The following is an 18,205-nucleotide window of genomic DNA, read 5'->3' as shown; positions in this document are numbered from 1 at the left end:
CCCTGTTTCTATTATAATAGTCAATATGCTCGTCGGCTATAACACCAACATATCGTATAAAGGAATCGTGTATCACGTTCAGACCGAGGACAGCGGTCTCAAGAACCCGCACATTATCACCCTGCTTTATAACAAGGGGACCATTCTTTCCAGAAAGAAAGTAAGCTACGCAGAAATAGCATCATCCCCTGACTATAAAGAAACCGTGCAGGAAATGATGAAGGAACAGCACAAGGCAATGATCAAGGAATTGATCGCCGGCAAACATACCCAGGATGTTGCCGCTTCCCAGCCGGCGCCTGGGCCAACCGCAGAAGCAACAGCTCTTCACCCTCACCCTTCAGTCCCGGCAGCACCCGTTCAGACAAGTCCTGCGCCGCCTGCAGAAGAAAAACCTGTCGAACCCGCTCAGACACGATCTGCAGCACCTGAGAAAGAAAAGCCTTCTGAGCCGGAGATTGACAAAAAACAGATAACCAAAAGCCTCGATGATATCCTCCTCGACTACATCATGAAAGAAGAAGATAACTAGATGGAACAGTCAGACCCAATGATACATTTTGAGAACGTCACCAAGGAGTATGAGCTTCAGACTGCTTTGCGGGAGGTGACCTGCTCGATCGAAAAGGGAGAGATGGTATTTCTGACCGGGCCAAGCGGATCGGGCAAAACGACCATGCTCAAGCTGGTGTACCTTGCAGAGATGCCTGACCAGGGCAACATCACGATCGCCGGATGGGAAACAGGATCTCTCCGGGAGTCAAGCATCCCCTTTGTGCGCCGCAATATCGGCGTGGTGTTCCAGGACTTCAGGCTCCTCGATAACAGGAACATTTTCGAGAACATTGCGCTTGCGCTCAGGATCCGCGGCATTGGTGAACGGGAGATCAAGATGCGGGTCTATGAAGCGCTCAAGACCGTCAATCTCCGGCACAAAGCTGACAGTTATCCCAGGAGACTTTCCGGGGGAGAGCAGCAGAGGATCGTGATCGCCCGTGCGATCGTCGCAGAACCGACCGTCCTGCTCGCAGATGAACCGACCGGCAACCTCGACCCTGATACGGCTGAAGACGTACTGAAGACATTCAAGGATATTCATGCGAAGGGCACGACCATCCTGATCGCAACACACAACCGGGAACTCTATATGAACTCGGGCAAACGGGTGCTTCGGCTTGAGGCCGGGACGCTGGTAAGCCAGGGGGTATGCTGATGCCGACATCCTATGCATTCAAACTTGCTCTGCAAAGCCTGAAAAAAGATAAGTGGATCAACCTGCTCTCCATGCTCACGATCTTTGCCGGGCTCTTCATCATCAGCATCAGCTTTTTCGTCTTTTACAATATCGAAATAGCCACGCGGAACCTGCCTGAGAAATTTTCTCTGGTCGCGTACCTCGACAGCAATCTCACTCAGGAGAAGATCGATCAGGTGATCAGTGCGGTCAGGGCCAAGCGGGCGGTCTCCTCGGTCAAGTTCATTTCCCGGGACGAAGCGTTCAAAGAGTTAAAAAGCACGCTCAAGAATTCCCAGTATGTATTGGAAGGACTTGAGGATAATCCGCTGCCCGACTCTCTCGACGTAAAGCTGAAAAAGGATGCAATGGGCACAGATTCGGTCAAACAGCTTGCGGACGAGACGAAAAGGATCAAAGGCATCTCAGAGGTCGATTACGGCGAAAAATTCCTCACGGTCCTGCAGAACATCAAAGCCGGCGTGAAGATAACCGGCCTTGTCCTTGCCATCATCCTCAGCACCGGCATTGTATTCGTCTGCTACAGCACCGTGAAGATCCTCTTTTATCGCAGGACCGATGAGATCGAGACCTTCAAGCTCCTCGGCGCAACAAAAGGCTTCATCCGGGCCCCCTTCATTATCGAAGGTGCTGCTATCGGCATAACCGCTGGGGTCTCAAGCCTTGCCGCCGTATTTCTTCTTCATCATTTTCTGTTTCTCAGGCTCATCATCTCGGTGCCGCTTTTCAAGACAGTTCTCTTCCCTTCCGGCGTATTTCTTTTCCTTCCCGTGATCGGCATGCTGCTCGGCATTTTTGGGGCAGCGATCGCACTGGGAAGGCTCAAATACTGATGATCCTTGCCGCTCTCCTTATCCTTGCGCTCATCTGTCCTTCGATCTCCGTTGCTGCCCCGTCTGAGCTGGAGTATAAGAAGATCCAGGAGAAGATCGACGAAGAAAAAAAGAAACTGAGCGCTGCCCAGGAGCGTGAGGCCTCAGTGCTGAACGAGCTTGATGCCGTGAGCAAAAAGCTGAACACCGCAGAAACAGACCTCAGGAAGTACCGCTCCAATCTGAAGCAGACAGAGGCCGCCATCAGCAGCATTGCCGTCGAGATGGAGAAGATAAAACGCAGCCTTGAGCGGCAGAAGAACTGGATCAGAAGAAAGCTCCGCTCCATGAACCGCCTCGGTTACGGTGGAGATGTCCTGACGCAGGTGCTGAGCGCCGAAGACATGGCGCAGCTCATGAGGACCTGGAAGTACCTTGAGCATATCACCCTCCATGAACAGAAGATCCAGAAAGCATACCGTGAGAACCTCCTGAAGCTGGATACGGAACAGCAGAAACTCGAAGGCCTCAGGCTGGAGTTCCAGACCCGGCAGGACAGGGTCAGGTCAAAAGAAGCGGAGCTCGCAGAAAAGAAAAGGGAAAAAGAGAACATTCTCCACTCTGTCAGAACAGAAAAGGCAACGCGTCAGAAGATGATCGCTGAACTGAGAGAGGCATCGCGCAGATTGCTCGAGATCATCAGGGAATCGACAAAAACAGGCGATTATGAAGGAAAAGGCTTTACCCAGCTCAAGGGAAAACTCCTCTGGCCTGCAGACGGGAGAATAGCGATCCCCTACGGCTCCCACAAGGACCCGCAGTTTGATACGCCGGTCTTCAGAAACGGCATCCATATCCAGACAGACTCTCCCGGAGATGCGCGGGCAGTGTACGGGGGCAAAGTGATCTTCGCCGAATGGTTCAAAGGGTTCGGCCAGCTCGTTATCATCAACCACGGCAGCGGGTATCACACGCTCTACGGCAACCTTGCCGAGATTTTTTCAAAGGTTGGGGATATAATAAAAGAGAACCAGGTAATAGGAAAGGTCGGGACATCAGGCGTCCTCAACGCTCAGGGAATATACTTTGAGATCAGGTACAAAGGTAAACCGCTTGACCCGGCCCAATGGCTGAAAAAGAAGAAGAGATAAATCAGGAGGTCGTATCAGCATGTTTAAGATAAAGAAGCAGACATTTCTTGTATTCTTCCTTGTCCTGGCAGTGGCAACCACAGGCATAGTCCTTGGCAGGCTGTCTGTCACTGCAGTGAGCGCTGAAGGCGAGGGATATGAGGAGCTCAAGACCTTTACCGAGGTCCTTTCGATGGTAAAGAAACATTATGTGGAGGACGTGAAGTCAAAAGACCTTGTGTATGGGGCGATCAGGGGCATGCTCAGTTCACTTGACCCGCACTCGAGTTTCATGACCGCAGAAGGATATAAGGATATGCAGGTTGAAACAAAGGGCGAATTCGGCGGCATCGGCATCCAGATCGGCATGAAAGAGAGCATGCTGACGGTCATTGCTCCCATTGAAGACACGCCTGCATTCAGGGCAGGCATAAAGGCAGGGGACAAGATCGTCAAGATCAACAACGTCACCACGCGCGACATGACCCTGCATGATGCAGTCTCAAAAATGAGGGGTACGCCCAAGACAACCGTTGTCATCAGTATCATGAGAGAAGGCTGGAAAGATAGTAAGGACTTCACCCTGACACGCGAGATCATCAAGGTCAAGAGCGTAAAATCAAAGGTCCTCGAAGGCAGCATCGGATATATAAAGATCAATCAGTTCCAGGAGCAGACCTCAAATGACCTTGCCGCTGCGCTGAAGAGACTGAACGAGGAAAAAATAACATCTCTTGTCCTTGATCTCAGGAACGATCCAGGGGGTCTGCTCAACAGCTCTATTGACGTGGCAAGTCAGTTTCTGGAAAAGGGAAAGCTTGTTGTGTATACGAAAACAAGAAGCGGTGAAAAATCCGAGCTCTATACAAATAATGACGACCACTTCAAGCTCCCCATGGTAGTGCTCATAAACCAGGGAAGCGCAAGCGCATCCGAGATCGTTGCAGGCGCGCTCAAGGACTGGAACAGGGCCGTGACCCTCGGCACCGTGACCTTCGGCAAGGGTTCTGTCCAGACCGTAATACCGCTCTCCGACGGCTCAGGTCTCCGGCTGACAACGGCAAAATACTACACACCAAAAGGCAAGTCCATCCAGGGGACCGGCATCACTCCGGACATCATCGTGAAGCTCGAGGCGAAGAACGGCACAAAAGAGCATCCCGTGCTCAGGGAAAAAGACCTTGAACGCCACCTGAAGAATGAACAGGCAGATCCAAAAGGAGAGGAAAAGGAGACCGCACCAATTGAAGTGGATGAGAAGGACGATATCCAGCTTCAGAGGGCCGTGGACATCCTCAAGACCTGGAACGTCTTCAAGGAACTGCCTAAGGCATCATAACGGCAGTAATGGGTAAAGGGTTATGGGTAATGAGTAAGGACAGGCAGATCTCTTTCGGGCACTCATCACTAATCACACATTACGCATTACTGGTTTGAAATGGCACGCATAATTTTCGATATAGAAACCGCTGGAAGGGATTTTGATTCCCTGGAGCCTGCTGTACAGGATTACCTGCTCAAGTGGGCAGAGACCGAGGAAGAGAAAAAAGACGTAAAAGAGAGCCTCTCGTTCTACCCCCTTACTGCAGAGATCGTTGCTATCGGCATGTACGATCCTGATAAATGCAGAGGGGCGGTCTTCTTTCAGAACCATGCTGCCCCGCTTCTGCCGTTTGAAGAAGAAGGCATAACCTATGAAAACGGCACCGAACAGGAGATCATCCAGCGGTTCTGGGAGACCATAAAGAACTATAACCAGTTCGTCACCTTTAACGGCAGAGGGTTTGACTGTCCCTTCATCATGATACGCTCGGCAGTGCATAAGATTAAACCGCTCCGCGACCTGATGCCGAACCGGTATGGCGACGCACACATAGACCTTTTTGACCAGCTCACCTTTTTTGGCGCATCACGCAGGAAGTTCAGCCTTGACATGTGGTGCAGGGCCTTTGACATCAGGAGCCCAAAGGCAGAAGGCATCACAGGATATGAGGTGAAGGACCTTTTCAAGGCAGGAAAACATATGGATATTGCACGGTACTGTGCAGGGGACCTCAAGGCAACGGCTGAACTCTTCTCGGTCTGGGAAAATTACATCAGAATGCCGAACCAGAAGAAGTTTTAACCGACCAGATAATCATTCACCTTCTCCACTTCAAATCGTTCTGCTGACAGAACAGCCCTCGCGAAATTAAATATCTTTCTCCTCGCCTCTGCGGACAGGTCAGGATAAAAGACAGGATTGGCAACAACTGCGCAGCGGAAGGCAAAGAAAGGTGCGGTCACTTCAAGGATCTCTGCATCGCCGGAGAACCGGACATAGTCATCAATGAAGAGCTTCAGTCCTTCGAGATACGCTCCTCTTAAATCGCCGTGATTCCTGATCGAAAAGAAGATGTAGTTGATCGCCATGGCTGTCAGGTCATCAGCAGGCTCTCCCCAGGGGCCTCGGCTCCGGTCGAGCAACACGAATTCCGGCTGCTCGCCCTTCGCCTCTTTAAACCATATATTGCCCGGATGAAAGTCTCCATGTATCTGAGAGAGTCTTTTATATCGCGGCTTCAGCTTATACGTCCAGTCAACCGATCTTTTTACGATTTCTGCCATCTCTTCATAAGGCAGGGTCCCGTCAGGGTAAATGTCAAAGACGCCCATGAGGCATTCGCCATGGCCGACCGTATCACGGAGCTTCCGCCAGTACAGGGTCTTTGATCCATTCTTCACTGCATGTATCCTGCCGAGATAGGATGCCATTGCCCTGATCTTTGCAATGTCCCTCTCCTCAAGGCGCTCCTTGCCTGTAAACTCGGCGAGGTCATTGAAATAGTCCCTGCCTTCGACCGTCTCCATCATCAGATAATATTCTATTCCGCCGCCGACCGGCTTCACAGTCCCGTCTTCCATCTCTGCAAGTACATCCATGGCCTTCACATGGTTCGGCAGATTGGCATATTCATCGAGGTCCTGAAGAAAGACCGCTGCCCTGTCAGAGGGATAGTCATGGCCGAAGCCCTCGGCAAGAAGCGACTTCACCACATATGATCTAAGACCCTCTTTTGTCTGCATCTCTACCAGAAAACCCGAGCCCTGAACCCCTGAACCGAGCTTCCTGATCCCGACATTGATAATATCCCTGAATTCCTTCAGAACATAGGCTTTTATCGCTTTTTCATTGATCATGGTTATCTGTTCATCCTGCCTCAGGATATCACAAGAGAAAGACCCTTGACAGTGAACGAACGTTCACTCTATAATGGACCATGACAAAGCAGGCGTCAGAGGAAAAGACCCTTTCGAGGGCAAAAAGCATTGCTCATTTTTATCATCAGAAGGGCAGGATGCCGAGCTTTGCGGAGATCGGTGAGCTCATAGGGCTGCGCTCCAAGAACGCCGTACATAAGCTTGTCAGCAGGCTCCAGCAGAACAATGTCTTGTCAAAAGATGAAAAAGGCAGGCTCATCCCGGGCTCCCTTGCCCTGCCGTTACGGATGCTCGGCACGGTAGAGGCTGGATTCCCGAGCCCTGCAGAAGAAGAGCTTGCAGACACCCTCTCCCTTGATGATCTGCTCATACAGAACCCATCAGCCACCTTCATGCTCAAGGTCTCAGGGGATTCCATGTCCGGGGCAGGCATACTCCCCGGTGATATGGTGATCATTGACAAAGGGCAGGACCCCAAGAGCGGGGATATTGTCATTGCAGAGGTTGACGGAGAATGGACCATGAAATATCTCAAAAAGAGAGGGGAAGGCGTCACCCTAATCCCTGCCAATCCCCTGTACAAACCTATCAGGCCGAAGAAAGAGCTCAAGATCGCTGGCGTTGTAACCGCAGTAGTCAGAAAATACCGTTAGCATTATTGTACGGGAGCACCGGGCATGACCACACAACCCTTAACTATCCGTTCCTGGCCTCAGGCCATCCTTCACCTCGATGCAGATGCCTTCTTTACGTCATGTGAACAGGCGATCCATCCGGAGCTCAAAGGAAGGCCTGTGATCACCGGCAAGGAGCGGGGTATTGTTTCAGCTGCCAGCTATGAGGCAAAGGCGCGGGGAGTTTCGCGCGGCGTGCCGCTTCGTGACGTAAAAAAACTCTGCCCTGATGCAGTCATCCTGCCTTCAGATTATGAGACCTACAGTCTCTTCTCGGTCAGGATGTTCGAGATACTCAGGCGCTTCTCTCCTGATGTTGAGGAGTATTCCATAGACGAGGCCTTTGTTGACCTGACAGGCCTCAGGAGAAATTTCCACGGCTCATATGGGTCGATCGCTCAAAAGATGCAGGAGACGGTCGAAAGGGAGCTGGGGATCACCGTCTCTGTCGGCGTAAGCCTCTCAAAGGTCCTGGCCAAGATAGGATCAAAGTATAATAAACCCCATGGCCTGACCATAATACCGGGCAGGGATATCCACCTGTATCTGGGCAGGCTCCCTGCAGAAAAGGTCTGGGGTATCGGACCGAATACTGCGGCCTTTCTCAGAAAGTTCGGCATTGTTACCGCGCTCGATCTTGCAAAGAGAGATGAGGAGTTCATAAAAAAGCATCTTTCGAAGCCATACCATGAGATCTGGCAAGAGCTGAACGGTAGGAGCATTTATCCGGTCAGTGCAGAATCCAAAAACAGCTATCAGTCGATCAGCAAAACAAAGACCTTCACCCCTCCATCCCATGACGAGGCTTTCATCTTTGCCCAACTCTCGAAGAACCTCGAAAATGCCTGCATAAAGGCCAGGCGTCACAACCTTGCAGCAACACGCCTCGTTGTCTTTCTCAGGACACAGGATTTCAGGGATACCGGGATCGAACTGAAGCTGACCCGGCCTTCAGCATATCCTGCTGACCTCTTTGAATCTCTGAGAGACGGAGCGCAACAGCTTTATCGTCCGCACCATCTCTATCGTCAGACAGGGGTTGTGCTTGCCGGACTGATGCATGAAACAGATATCCATTACACGCTTTTTGACGATCAGGCAAAGATAGAGAAGATGAGCAGGGTATACAGCGCTATTGATGAGCTGTCCGACAGATACGGCAAATATACCGTGTTTCATGGCGCAAGTCTGCCGACAAAACAGCAGGCACGGCATGAAGGAGAGCGTGGCGACACCCCGAAACGCACAAGCGAGTTGCTAAAGGGAGAGAACAAACGACAGAGATTGGGCCTGCCAATGCTGCATATCAAGGTATGATTCTATGACGATTTATATTGCAGCAAAAAATAAAGGAAGATGTGCAGAGGCCTTATCTTTTGAAAAGATTGGCGGTCCCAACGGGAATCGAACCCGTGTTTTAGCCTTGAGAGTGACATTTAACGGAACTGTGCAAGTGCTTGAAAATACCCGTAAAACCCTTGCCAGTCATGGGTTTGAGCCGCTTTTTTGTTTTGATATCATACCACAGATTTCTATGGGTTTTGACACATTTATTTCACGTTTTCTTCACGGTCAGTCTCTGGCTGTTTCTTGACAAAGGTTAACACAGGAGTTAACATAACTTAGTGGGTAAGACCATAACATTTTATAGAACGGTTGACGGGAAATGCCCGGTGCAGGAGTTTCTCGATTCGCTGTCCAGCAAGACGGCGCAGAAAGTTGCATGGGTGCTGAGCCTGGTTGAGGACCTCAATGTCGTGCCCTCGACATATTTCAAGAAGCTCGTCAGTACTGAGGAAATATGGGAGTGCAGGATACAGCTTGGCTCGAATGCATATCGGATATTCTGCTTCTTTGACGGCAATTCCGTTGTTGTGCTGACCCACGGATTGATCAAGAAGACGCAGAAGACCCCTCAGCGAGAGATTGAACGGGCCGAGACTTACAGAAAAGACTATTTGCGAAGGAGGACAAAGAGATGAGTGATCTGAAAAAGTATGTCCATGACAGGAAGAAGAGGGACAAGGCATTCGCCGAGGGTTATGACGCGGGGTACGAACAGTTCAAGATTGGCGTGGTGCTCAAAGAGGCCCGTGAGACGGCAGGACTGACACAGGAAGAACTTGCCCACAGACTGAAGACCAAGAAGACCGCTATCTCACGGATTGAGAACCATGCAGAGGATATCAAGCTGTCCACCCTGGAGAAGGTCGCCCATGCCCTCGGCAGGAGACTCGAAGTAAAGATAGCCTGAGTTACCCTATCTCGGTTATAATTCAGGAAAAGGAGGTGGATGGTGAAAAAAGAATTTACTGTAATCATCGAACAGGACGAGCAGGGCTTTTTTATTGCAGAAGTTCCTGAATTGACAGGCTGTCATACACAGGCAAAGTCTCTTGACCAGCTTCTGGAAAGGACAAAAGAAGCGATTCAACTCTGCCTTGAAGTGTATGGCAGAAAATCGCCAAGGACCCATCTTGTCGGAGTTCAGAAAGTCGCGGTATGACCCAATACCCCTCTCTTACCGGAAAGCAGCTAGTCGCCCTATTGAAGAAGAAAGGCTTTCTCTCGATCAGATAGAAGGGCAGCCATGTGTTCATGCAGCATCCTAACGGCAGGGCAACAGTCGTGCCGGTCCACTCAGGTGAAACTATCGGCCCGGGCCTGCTTTCAAAGATTCTCAAGGATGTTGAAATGGCAAAAGATGAGTTGATAAAGATCCGCTAAGGAGTGTCTGCTGCACCCGCCCTCCACTTCGCAGCCACGAGGTTGATCATCAGAATATTGTCATGAGCAGTTGCAAGAGCAAAGATTAGTGGTCCTGGACCGCTTCATTTTGGCAGCAAATCGCACTTGCTATTATCTATCAGTAGCAATATAATGTTATTGAAATTAAATTTCAATAACATCGGAGAGTATATGGATTTACAGAGCTTTAACCCCTGGTGGAAGACAGGAAAGGTCTCCCCTGAGTTTACCGGACGGAAAAGAAAGATATTTAAAGAGATTGTCCATTATATAGACAAGCGCCAGATCGTGCTGTTCACTGGGCTAAGAAGGGTTGGAAAGACAACCCTCATGTACCAGATCATGGATGAACTCATCGGCAAGAATACGAACCCTTACCATATTCTCTATTTTTCGTTCGACGAGATGAGATATGACCTGGAAGATATCATCAAACAGTATGAGGCGGAGGTGCTGCAGGAGGATATATCAAAGAAGAAAGTCTATATCTTCCTCGATGAGATACAGAAACTTGAGGGCTGGCCTTCAAAGGTGAAACTCCTCTATGATGCAAACCCGAAATTAAAAATATTTCTGACCGGCTCCGCACAGATAACCATGTGGCAGGGCACAAGGGAAAGCCTGGCAGGAAGATTCTTTGATTTTATGATCAAGCCGCTGGACTTTGAGGAGTACCTTGATTTCAAAGAGGCGGGGATAGACAAGCAGAGGGAGAAGATCTTCGAGAAGGACCTGAAGAGGCATATGGCAGTATTCCTGAAGACCGGGGGGTTTATCGAGGCCCTTGATATGGAGGAGCCAATGCTCAGGAAGTATCTCAAAGAGAGTCTTCTTGAGCGGGTCATCTTTGTGGATATCCCGCAGACCTTTAAGCTCGATCTGCCTGACCTCCTTATGAAGCTGCTGACTATCACTGCTTCACGGCCGGGTTTTTATCTTGATTACAAAAACCTGAGCAATGACCTCAACATTGACCAGCGGACGATTGCGAATTACATCTCATACCTTGAATATGCCCTGTTCCTGCAGAAGCTTTATAACTATTCGAAAAACCTCCTTACCAGCGAGAAGAAGGTAAAAAGGCTTTATCCCTGCAATACGGCCTTCACCTTAGCTCTAAATCCACAGGCCGAGTTGCCGGCGGTCCTGGAGCAATTTTTTGTCAACAGCCTTGATGCGAAGTTCTTCTTGAAGACCCCGCAGAAAGAGGAGATTGACATTATCCATGCACATGACAAAATCGTGTTGCCTGTAGAGATAAAGATCAAGGAAAAGATAAGAACGGATGATGTGAAGACGCTCTTTAAATTCCTTGAGAGGAACAAGCTCAAGAAGGCGCTGCTTGTCACTCTTGATACTGAGACAAAATTCGAAAAGGATAGCCTTGCGATTGAGGCGATCCCTTATTGGAAATATTGGAGCATCAGAGAGAGAATAAACTGAAGACCGCGTTTTTATCACGGTCCGGCGAGCACAGTATGCAGAAACCGTATAACCCCTTGAAAAGATTGGCGGTCCCAACGGGAATCGAACCCGTGTTTTAGCCTTGAGAGGGCCACGTCCTAGACCGCTAGACGATGGGACCATTATGGCTGGGGAGAGAGGATTCGAACCCCTATAAGCAGATCCAGAATCTGCCGTCTTGCCCTTGGACGACTCCCCAAATGAATAGATTTTATATCATAAAACAGGGCGTTTTGTAAATGCTTGCGCTTTAAACGGGCAGAAGCAATATCAGCTCCCGGTGATAATACCGATTTGATTTCATTACACAATTCATATATCATAAATTTGTTTAATAGGAAGAGAGATGTCTGCTTATTCTTGTTCAACCTCTGAAGCCGCATAAGACGGCAGCGCTGAACAGGAACTTAATAAATAGAGCCGGGGGAAACCGGCCAGGGGAGAGTAAGATCACAACATCAAGACTCGGCAAGCGCATGGTCGTTCTGCTGGTGGCAGGCATAGTCCTGTCTTGCAGCATCCTCACGTATCTTATCGACAGGAAAGAGACCTCCACCCTGCTCTCTTATGACAGGGACAGGTCCGCCCTGCTGGCAAACGACATAACAAGAGAGGTCAGAGAGCTCATGCTCGTTGAGAAGAAGCCGGCTGTCATCAGGAAACTGGTGATCAACCATGTTATACCGGGCGAGGTTCAGGTTGCTTTATTCAGAGAAGACGGGACGTTATATGCAGGCGAAACCGCATACAGGGTCCCGGCTGATATGTTTTCTGCCCCCCAGGAGACCACTATGCGGGACGGCGAACAGCTGATCTTCTTCACACCGCTGCTGAATGAAAAGGCATGTCAGCAGTGCCACGCAGCAGACAAGAAGATGCTCGGCGTACTGATGGTTGACATGTCGATGAAAAAGATGGTTTCGGTCACAAGGGATCTCCTGAAGAACATGATATACTTCACGATCGTGATAGCCGCCCTCAGCAGCGGCCTGCTGATCGTTATTCTCCGCAGAATGATTTTCCTGCCGCTTACCGCCTTGAACGCAGGCGCTGAAAAGATAAGCGCCGGAGATTACCAGCACAGGGTCTTGCTGCCTGACAATAACGATGAGTTCGGCAGGCTTGCTGCAACCTTCAACCAGATGGCAGAAAGCATCGAGACCTCCCACCTCACCCTGGAGAGGGCTGTGCAGCAGCGGACAACGGAACTGGAAGTCGTGGCAAATCTCTCGGTTGAGGTATTCAGGGGCGACCGGCCTCTTGCGCCGAGCATAGACCTTTTTCTTGAGGCAATAATCGACAAGTTAGGCTTTGGGTATGCCTCGGTATGTCTTGTTGACAGGGAAACCGGGCTTCTGTCCCAGGTATTCAAGAAAGGCTCCGAAGGGTCTCTCTGCCCTGCCGGCATCTCGCTTGCAAACGATCAACCCCTTTCCCGGCTGATCCTGGAAGCAAGGCCTGTTCTGGTAAATGCGGTGAAGATGGGCTTTGCCGAAGAATATCCCCACCTCATGGTCATCCCAATCATATCGCATCAGAGAAAGAAGTGTCGGGAGGTCAACCTCTGTTATAGCCAGACTTGCCCGGCCTTTGGCAATGTAGACGAGCGATGCTGGCTGATAGACGGAACGCTCTGCAGAAGCCGGCAGTCCATTCAGGGAAAAGAGAAAATGTTCGGATGCATCCATTGTCCGGTCTTCCCTGTCTATGGTGTGCTGCTTGCAGGAACTGATCACATGCATATGCTTACTGATTCAACGCTCCATTCTCTCGAGATCCTCGCTGCCGAGATCTCCTCTGCGCTCGAAAACTATCGCCTCATGGACGAGAAAAAAGAAGATATCCTGCGGCTGATAAAGCTCCATGATCTTTCGGTGCAGAAGATGACCACCCTGGATATGGCGTCGTTGATGCAATTCATCGTTTCCTCTGTCACGCCTTTTGTAAGCATGCATGCAGCCATACTCTGGCTGAAAAAGGGCGAAGAGCTCCATTTTTCAAGCTTTTATGGCTCAGAGCTCCTGATGGGAGCTGATAACGGATCCCTGCATTGCGAAAGAATGATCCCTCCTTCTATCCTGATCGACAAGTCTCCCATAGGCGTATCAGTGACCGAAAGAAGAACTGTCGAATCAGCAAGGCTTGAGACAATGGGCGGACTGAGCAATTTCGTAGATAAATGCGGTTTTAAGTATATTGTTTCCGTTCCTCTTATATTCCAGGACGATTTTCAGGGCTGCATGACCCTCTTCAGGAAATCGGATTATTATATGACCGACTCCGAAAAGGCCATTCTCGCTCTTTTTGCGAATCAGGCGTCCGCTGCAATACGCACAATCGGACTGTATCAGGACCTGCGCTCATCAGAAGAAAAATACCGTCGTCTTATGAACGAAGCTGGCGACGGCATTGTACTGCTCGACACAGCAGGTAATTTCATAGAGCTTAACGCCAAGGCTGTCGACATCCTCGGATATCCGATAAGCTCATTGCTGGGGAAGCCCTTCTCAAGCCTTATTCACAAAGAACAGCTGCAGCATGCGTCAGATGCCTTTAGGGAAACTGCCACTAACGGCATAGGCAGCGCTGCAGATCTTCTTATCGTCAGGGGAGACGGCTCACAAGCCTTTATTGATATCTCAGTAAGCGTTATTAATACCTCGAGCAGACAGGTCATTCAGGCGATCTTCCGCGATGTGAGCGAACGGAAAAAAATGGATATGGCGCTGCAGACACTTAATGAAAAAGTGTACGGCACATCCAGCAAACTGTTTTTTCAGTCTATGGCGCTGAATATGGCCAAAAGCCTGGGAATGGCTTTCGTCGAGATCGGTGAATTGACCTCAGACAGGCGGCATGTCAGGACCGTAGCGGTCTGTGCAGATGGAAATATCATCGACAATTTCGAGTATGCCCTTGCGGGAACGCCTTGCGATAACGTTGTCGGCAAGGCATTCTGCAGTCACCCGGAACATGTGCAGGCCCTTTTCCCTGAAGATAAGATGCTGGCTGATATGGGCGCAGAAAGCTACATGGGACTCCCACTTTTCGATTCCAGGGGAAATCCGATAGGCATCGTAGCTGCCCTTGACAGGCTTCCCATCGCAGATAAGCAGCTGAGCAAGCTCATATTCCAGATGTATTCTGTCAGGGCATCTTCAGAACTGGAGCGCATGCAGTCAGATCAATTGTTAAAGGCGGAAAAAGACTTTTCCGAGGCGATATTCGATGCTGCGGCAAGCGGCATTATTGTCGTTGACAGCGAGGGGCTGGTCCTGAAGATCAACAGCTCCGGGGCCAGGATCCTGAAAACACACGTTTCTGACGTCATCGGACAGAAGATCTCCGCGCTGTATCCCGAGGCGTCAGTATTTCTTGCGCCGGGCCAGGCACTGGGAAATGAGGTCACTATAACACTTACTGGCAGCAGCTCTCTTCCCATAGGGTTTGTCAACTCCCCGCTGCCCTGCGGATACTATCAAAATGAATGCCTGATCGTAATGTTCCGCGACCTTTCGGAGATAAAGAAGCTGCAGGCAGAACTCAGGAAAAAGGAATACTTCGAGACCATGGGAAAAGTGGTTTCAGGGGTGGCTCATGAGGTGAGGAACCCCCTGTTCGGTATCTCTTCCATAGGACAGATCCTTGAGCGCGAAAGCGAAAACCCTCAGCACCTGGCCCTCATCACCGCCATGCTCAGAGAGTGCGACAGGGTGAAAAACCTTATCGAGGAACTGCTGCTGTATACCCGCCCGGCGCGTCTTGACATAAAGGAGATGGATCTGGGGATCCTTGTCCTGGAACTGGAACATCACATAAAGGGGAAGAAGGCCGCAATAACTATCTCCGTGGAGATACCTCCGTCGGTGACGATCAGCGCCGACAGAGACAAGATAACCCAGGTGCTGCTGAATGTCATTAACAATGCTCTGGAAGCTGCAAAGACACGCGTCACCATAACAGCGAATCAGACAGAGGATATTACCGAGATCAGAGTTGGGGACGACGGCCCCGGAATTCCGCAGAAGAATCTGGAAAGAATATTTGAACCATTCTTTACAACAAAGAAAGGCGGCACAGGTCTCGGCCTTCCTATCTGTAAAAAACTGATGGAGGATCACGAAGGATCGCTGGAGATCATCTCGCCGGAAGACAGGGGAACCGAAGTGGTTCTTCGGCTCCGGTCATGACCTTCCGCGTCTTCTGAATGATCATTGCGTATCTGCGTTATGGTATTTTCCGACAGCAGGATCGTGATCAGGAAGAGGTCTTCTGTATAACTTTGCCGGCAATGCCCGCAAGGGGCAGGACTTTTTCAACGCCGCCGGATTTTATCGCCTCGTACGGCATACCAAAGACTACTGATGAGGCCTCATCCTGGGCAATGGTAAATGCCCCGGCATCCTTCAGCTCGAGCATGCCTTTTGCACCGTCGTCACCCATGCCGGTCATGATCACCCCAACGGCATTTTTTGCCGCATAGCGCGCAGCCGAACGGAAAAGAACATCTACCGAAGGACGATGCCGGCTCACAAGCGGACCGTCCTTGACCTCGACATAATAGCGCGCTCCGCTTCTCTTGAGCAGCGTATGCCGGTTGCCGGGCGCTATAAGCGCTCTTCCCCTGATGACCGTATCATTGTCCTCAGCCTCTTTTACCGACATGCGGCAGAGGCTGTCCAGCCTCCTGGCAAACGCTGCAGTAAAATGCTCGGGCATATGCTGGACGATCACAATGCCCGGCCCGTCAGGGGGCATCGCCTCAAGGAATATCCGAAGCGCTTCGGTTCCGCCGGTGGAGGCACCTACCACAACAACCTTTTCGGTCGTCTGGATCATCGATGTCCCTGTCGGCTTCGGTATGACAGCGTCTGCAGTCAGTTTCGGCGATATACCGAGAGGCTTTTCCGGAATGCGCCGCACTCGTGCCAGAGACGCAGCCTTTACTGCATCGCAGATGCGTACCCTTGACTCATGAAGAAACTGTTTCGTGCCCAGGCGCGGCTTAAGAATGATCTCGACAGCTCCCAGTTCAAGAGCCCTGATCGTTGTTTCAGCCCCCTGCTCTGCCAGGCTGGAGCAGATGACAACCGGGATCGGATGCTGGCTCATGATCTTGTGGAGGAATGTAAGACCGTCCATCCTCGGCATCTCGATGTCAAGCATCAGGACATCAGGGGCCTCATGTCGCATCTTGTCAGCGGCTATATAGGGGTCAGGAGCAGCACCCAGCACCTCAATGCCTGTATCGGATGAAAGAATTTCAGACAATGTCTGCCGGACGACCGCAGAATCATCCACAATAAGAACCCTTATCTTATTTTTCATGGCTTATAGAGCAATGTTGCCTTGTTCAGACGTTTAAGATATACGTCTCCGGTAGCTGAGATAAAGATAAGTTTTCGGCCAAAATTGTCCCCGACATCGGCAGCAGCTACGCTGAGGCCCTCCCGGGCGAGGATATCGAGGGTAACCTTTATATTCTGACTGCCTATCGTATTGCTGCTTTTTGACATCAGGGTATCTGCACCGCCAAATATCTTCACCTCGATATCGTTTTTCTGCGCTCCGGCCTCCCTGAAATTCCTGAGCATGTGCTGGATCGCACAGTCCATGAACTTAAAAGCATCTATGCAAAGTTCTGTGCAGTGTTTTATGGCCCTGCATCTCGGCATGGTTCCATGGCATATGGCACTCATGCCCAGTCTGCTGCTGAACAGGGTCACGGACACGCATGAGCCCAAAACAGTTATCACCTTCGTCGGCTCCCGGCAGATCACCAGTTCGCCCGGATGCAGATAAACTGTCGGAAGACCATCCCGGTTCAGCAGGTTCATAAGGGTTTTCTGTAGATCATATTCCCGACAGACAGAAGGGGGACATTCAGTCCGCTCAATGTTTCGGAATGGCCCATGAACATATATCCCCCCGGGATAAGATGGTCGTACAGACGATTAAGCAGCCTTTCCTGGGTCTGACGGTCAAAGTAAATAATGACATTTCTGCAGAAGATAAGGTCCATTGGTTCGCGCATTTCAAAATCTTCTGCCATAAAGTTCAGCCTGCGGAATCGCACATTTTTTCTGACTTCAGGCGCGATCCTCACCAGATTCTTCTGCCGGTCCCTGCTCCTGAGAAGATATTTCTTCTTCATGACAGCAGGGACCGTATCAACACGTTCCATTTTATATATGGCTTTTTGCGCCTTTTCGAGCACCAGGGTAGAAATATCGGTCCCGAGTATCAGGAACTCGAAGGTCGGATGTGTTTCTCTGAACTCGCTCAGGGCCATGGCAATGGTATACGGCTCCTCTCCGGTCGAGCAGCCTGCAGACCAGATGTTCATATTTCTCCGCATACCTGCACCATACAGTTCTATCAATGCAGGCACGGCTGTTGAAGTCAAAAAATCAAAGTGTTTCGGTTCCCGGAAAAAGTCAGTCTTGTTCGTCGTTACAACATCGATCATGTTGATCAGTTCATTCTCATTGCCATCCCTGCTGAAAAGATACTCACAGTACCCGGCAAATGAGTCAATGCCGAGGTTCCTCAGCCTTTTTCTGAGCCGTGCCTCGAGCATCACCTTCTTGGCAGGGGTCATCTTGATGCCGCATTCATCGTAAATGACCCTTCTCAGGCGTTCGTAGTCAGCATCCGATAATATGGCCGTCATGCCGCTCCGCTTCATTCTTTACAAAAGCCCTTTCTCTTATTCAACAGACAGCCGCATCACGCATTATTTAGATCCGGCAGGAGGAGTCGAGGCGCTTCCTGCATCCAGCACGAGGGAGAGTTCATCGGCCGAGAAGACCCGGTCAATGTCGAGGATGATGATGAACTGATCATCTCTCTTGCCCATTCCCCTGATGAACTCTGTCCTCAGCCTGGTCCCGATCCGCGGCGCCGGCTCTATCTGCTCCG

Annotated in this window: 19 protein-coding genes, 2 tRNA genes and 1 pseudogene; 15 read left to right on the top strand and 7 right to left on the bottom strand. The window is 50.4% G+C overall.

Translation table 11 applies throughout. The features are described 5' to 3' along the window. Positions 1-25: 25 nt before the first annotated feature. From HZB62_00175 to HZB62_00150, 6 genes are all read left to right on the top strand, one after another. A complete protein-coding gene (locus HZB62_00175) occupies positions 26-532 on the top strand; it encodes a hypothetical protein (protein MBI5073580.1) in 507 nt (168 codons plus the stop codon). An 18-nt stretch (positions 533-550) separates the two neighbouring features. Continuing rightward, positions 551-1,213, top strand: coding sequence for a cell division ATP-binding protein FtsE (gene ftsE, locus HZB62_00170; protein MBI5073579.1), 663 nt, complete (start codon positions 551-553; stop codon positions 1,211-1,213). Continuing rightward, on the top strand, positions 1,213-2,088 hold the full coding sequence (locus tag HZB62_00165) for an ABC transporter permease (protein ID MBI5073578.1): 876 nt from the start codon (positions 1,213-1,215) through the stop codon (positions 2,086-2,088). The genes ftsE and HZB62_00165 overlap by 1 nt, the downstream gene beginning before the upstream one ends. Beyond that, the gene (locus HZB62_00160; protein MBI5073577.1) at positions 2,088-3,218 is read left to right on the top strand and encodes a peptidoglycan DD-metalloendopeptidase family protein; all 1,131 of its coding nucleotides are present in this window, start codon (positions 2,088-2,090) and stop codon (positions 3,216-3,218) included. The genes HZB62_00165 and HZB62_00160 overlap by 1 nt, the downstream gene beginning before the upstream one ends. A 19-nt stretch (positions 3,219-3,237) precedes the next feature. Further along, the gene (locus tag HZB62_00155; GenBank protein MBI5073576.1) at positions 3,238-4,536 is read left to right on the top strand and encodes a S41 family peptidase; all 1,299 of its coding nucleotides are present in this window, start codon (positions 3,238-3,240) and stop codon (positions 4,534-4,536) included. Between the two features lie 99 nt (positions 4,537-4,635). Beyond that, the gene (locus HZB62_00150; protein MBI5073575.1) at positions 4,636-5,322 is read left to right on the top strand and encodes a ribonuclease H-like domain-containing protein; all 687 of its coding nucleotides are present in this window, start codon (positions 4,636-4,638) and stop codon (positions 5,320-5,322) included. Here the strand turns inward: HZB62_00150 and HZB62_00145 are convergent. Beyond that, positions 5,319-6,377, bottom strand: a complete 1,059-nt coding sequence (locus HZB62_00145) for a phosphotransferase (GenBank protein ID MBI5073574.1) — start codon at positions 6,375-6,377, stop codon at positions 5,319-5,321. The two genes, HZB62_00150 and HZB62_00145, sit on opposite strands and share 4 nt — an antisense overlap. 80 nt (positions 6,378-6,457) lie before the next feature. Between HZB62_00145 and lexA the strand changes: the two genes are divergently transcribed. The 8 genes and pseudogenes from lexA to HZB62_00105 all read left to right on the top strand — a co-directional run bounded on the left by lexA (position 6,458) and on the right by HZB62_00105 (position 11,263). Beyond that, on the top strand, positions 6,458-7,051 hold the full coding sequence (lexA, locus tag HZB62_00140) for a repressor LexA (protein MBI5073573.1): 594 nt from the start codon (positions 6,458-6,460) through the stop codon (positions 7,049-7,051). Positions 7,052-7,075: 24 nt separating this feature from the next. After that, a complete protein-coding gene (locus HZB62_00135) occupies positions 7,076-8,389 on the top strand; it encodes a DNA polymerase IV (GenBank protein ID MBI5073572.1) in 1,314 nt (437 codons plus the stop codon). 4 nt (positions 8,390-8,393) lie between these two features. Next, positions 8,394-8,666, top strand: coding sequence for a hypothetical protein (locus HZB62_00130; protein MBI5073571.1), 273 nt, complete (start codon positions 8,394-8,396; stop codon positions 8,664-8,666). A gap of 31 nt (positions 8,667-8,697) precedes the next feature. Continuing rightward, positions 8,698-9,054, top strand: coding sequence for a type II toxin-antitoxin system RelE/ParE family toxin (locus tag HZB62_00125; GenBank protein ID MBI5073570.1), 357 nt, complete (start codon positions 8,698-8,700; stop codon positions 9,052-9,054). Continuing rightward, on the top strand, positions 9,051-9,326 hold the full coding sequence (locus HZB62_00120; protein MBI5073569.1) for a helix-turn-helix transcriptional regulator: 276 nt from the start codon (positions 9,051-9,053) through the stop codon (positions 9,324-9,326). The genes HZB62_00125 and HZB62_00120 overlap by 4 nt, the downstream gene beginning before the upstream one ends. 42 nt (positions 9,327-9,368) lie before the next feature. Continuing rightward, positions 9,369-9,578, top strand: coding sequence for a type II toxin-antitoxin system HicB family antitoxin (locus HZB62_00115; protein MBI5073568.1), 210 nt, complete (start codon positions 9,369-9,371; stop codon positions 9,576-9,578). Further along, positions 9,575-9,799, top strand: a pseudogene (locus tag HZB62_00110) (type II toxin-antitoxin system HicA family toxin). Before HZB62_00115 ends, HZB62_00110 begins: the two are co-directional and overlap by 4 nt. Positions 9,800-9,991: 192 nt before the next feature. Further along, positions 9,992-11,263 (top strand): ATP-binding protein, encoded by a 1,272-nt coding sequence (locus HZB62_00105; protein MBI5073567.1) that lies wholly within the window; start codon positions 9,992-9,994, stop codon positions 11,261-11,263. A gap of 66 nt (positions 11,264-11,329) precedes the next feature. On the opposite strand, the gene HZB62_00100 is transcribed toward HZB62_00105, so the two are convergent. Both HZB62_00100 and HZB62_00095 read right to left on the bottom strand, forming a co-directional pair. Then, a tRNA-Glu gene (locus tag HZB62_00100) sits at positions 11,330-11,405 on the bottom strand. Positions 11,406-11,409: 4 nt separating this feature from the next. Then, positions 11,410-11,483, bottom strand: a tRNA-Gln gene (locus HZB62_00095). A gap of 277 nt (positions 11,484-11,760) precedes the next feature. Here HZB62_00095 and HZB62_00090 point away from each other — a divergent pair. Next, complete coding sequence (locus HZB62_00090) at positions 11,761-15,474, top strand: PAS domain S-box protein (protein MBI5073566.1); 3,714 nt, start codon at positions 11,761-11,763, stop codon at positions 15,472-15,474. A gap of 67 nt (positions 15,475-15,541) precedes the next feature. On the opposite strand, the gene HZB62_00085 is transcribed toward HZB62_00090, so the two are convergent. From HZB62_00085 to HZB62_00070, 4 genes are all read right to left on the bottom strand, one after another. Next, entirely contained in the window at positions 15,542-16,612 is a 1,071-nt protein-coding gene (locus HZB62_00085; GenBank protein MBI5073565.1) for a chemotaxis response regulator protein-glutamate methylesterase, read from the bottom strand. Then, positions 16,609-17,121 carry a chemotaxis protein CheD gene (locus HZB62_00080; GenBank protein MBI5073564.1) on the bottom strand — a complete coding sequence of 171 codons (513 nt, stop codon included), beginning with the start codon at positions 17,119-17,121 and terminating at the stop codon, positions 16,609-16,611. Before HZB62_00080 ends, HZB62_00085 begins: the two co-directional genes overlap by 4 nt. After that, a complete protein-coding gene (locus HZB62_00075) occupies positions 17,118-17,972 on the bottom strand; it encodes a protein-glutamate O-methyltransferase CheR (protein MBI5073563.1) in 855 nt (284 codons plus the stop codon). Before HZB62_00075 ends, HZB62_00080 begins: the two co-directional genes overlap by 4 nt. Before the next feature lie 48 nt (positions 17,973-18,020). Next, a partial coding sequence (locus tag HZB62_00070) for a chemotaxis protein CheW (protein MBI5073562.1) occupies positions 18,021-18,205 on the bottom strand: 185 nt, incomplete at its 5' end.

Source organism: Nitrospirota bacterium (genome assembly GCA_016214855.1).
Classification (GTDB): Bacteria; Nitrospirota; Thermodesulfovibrionia; order Thermodesulfovibrionales; family UBA6898; genus UBA6898.
This window is presented reverse-complemented; position numbering and strand designations above follow the sequence as displayed.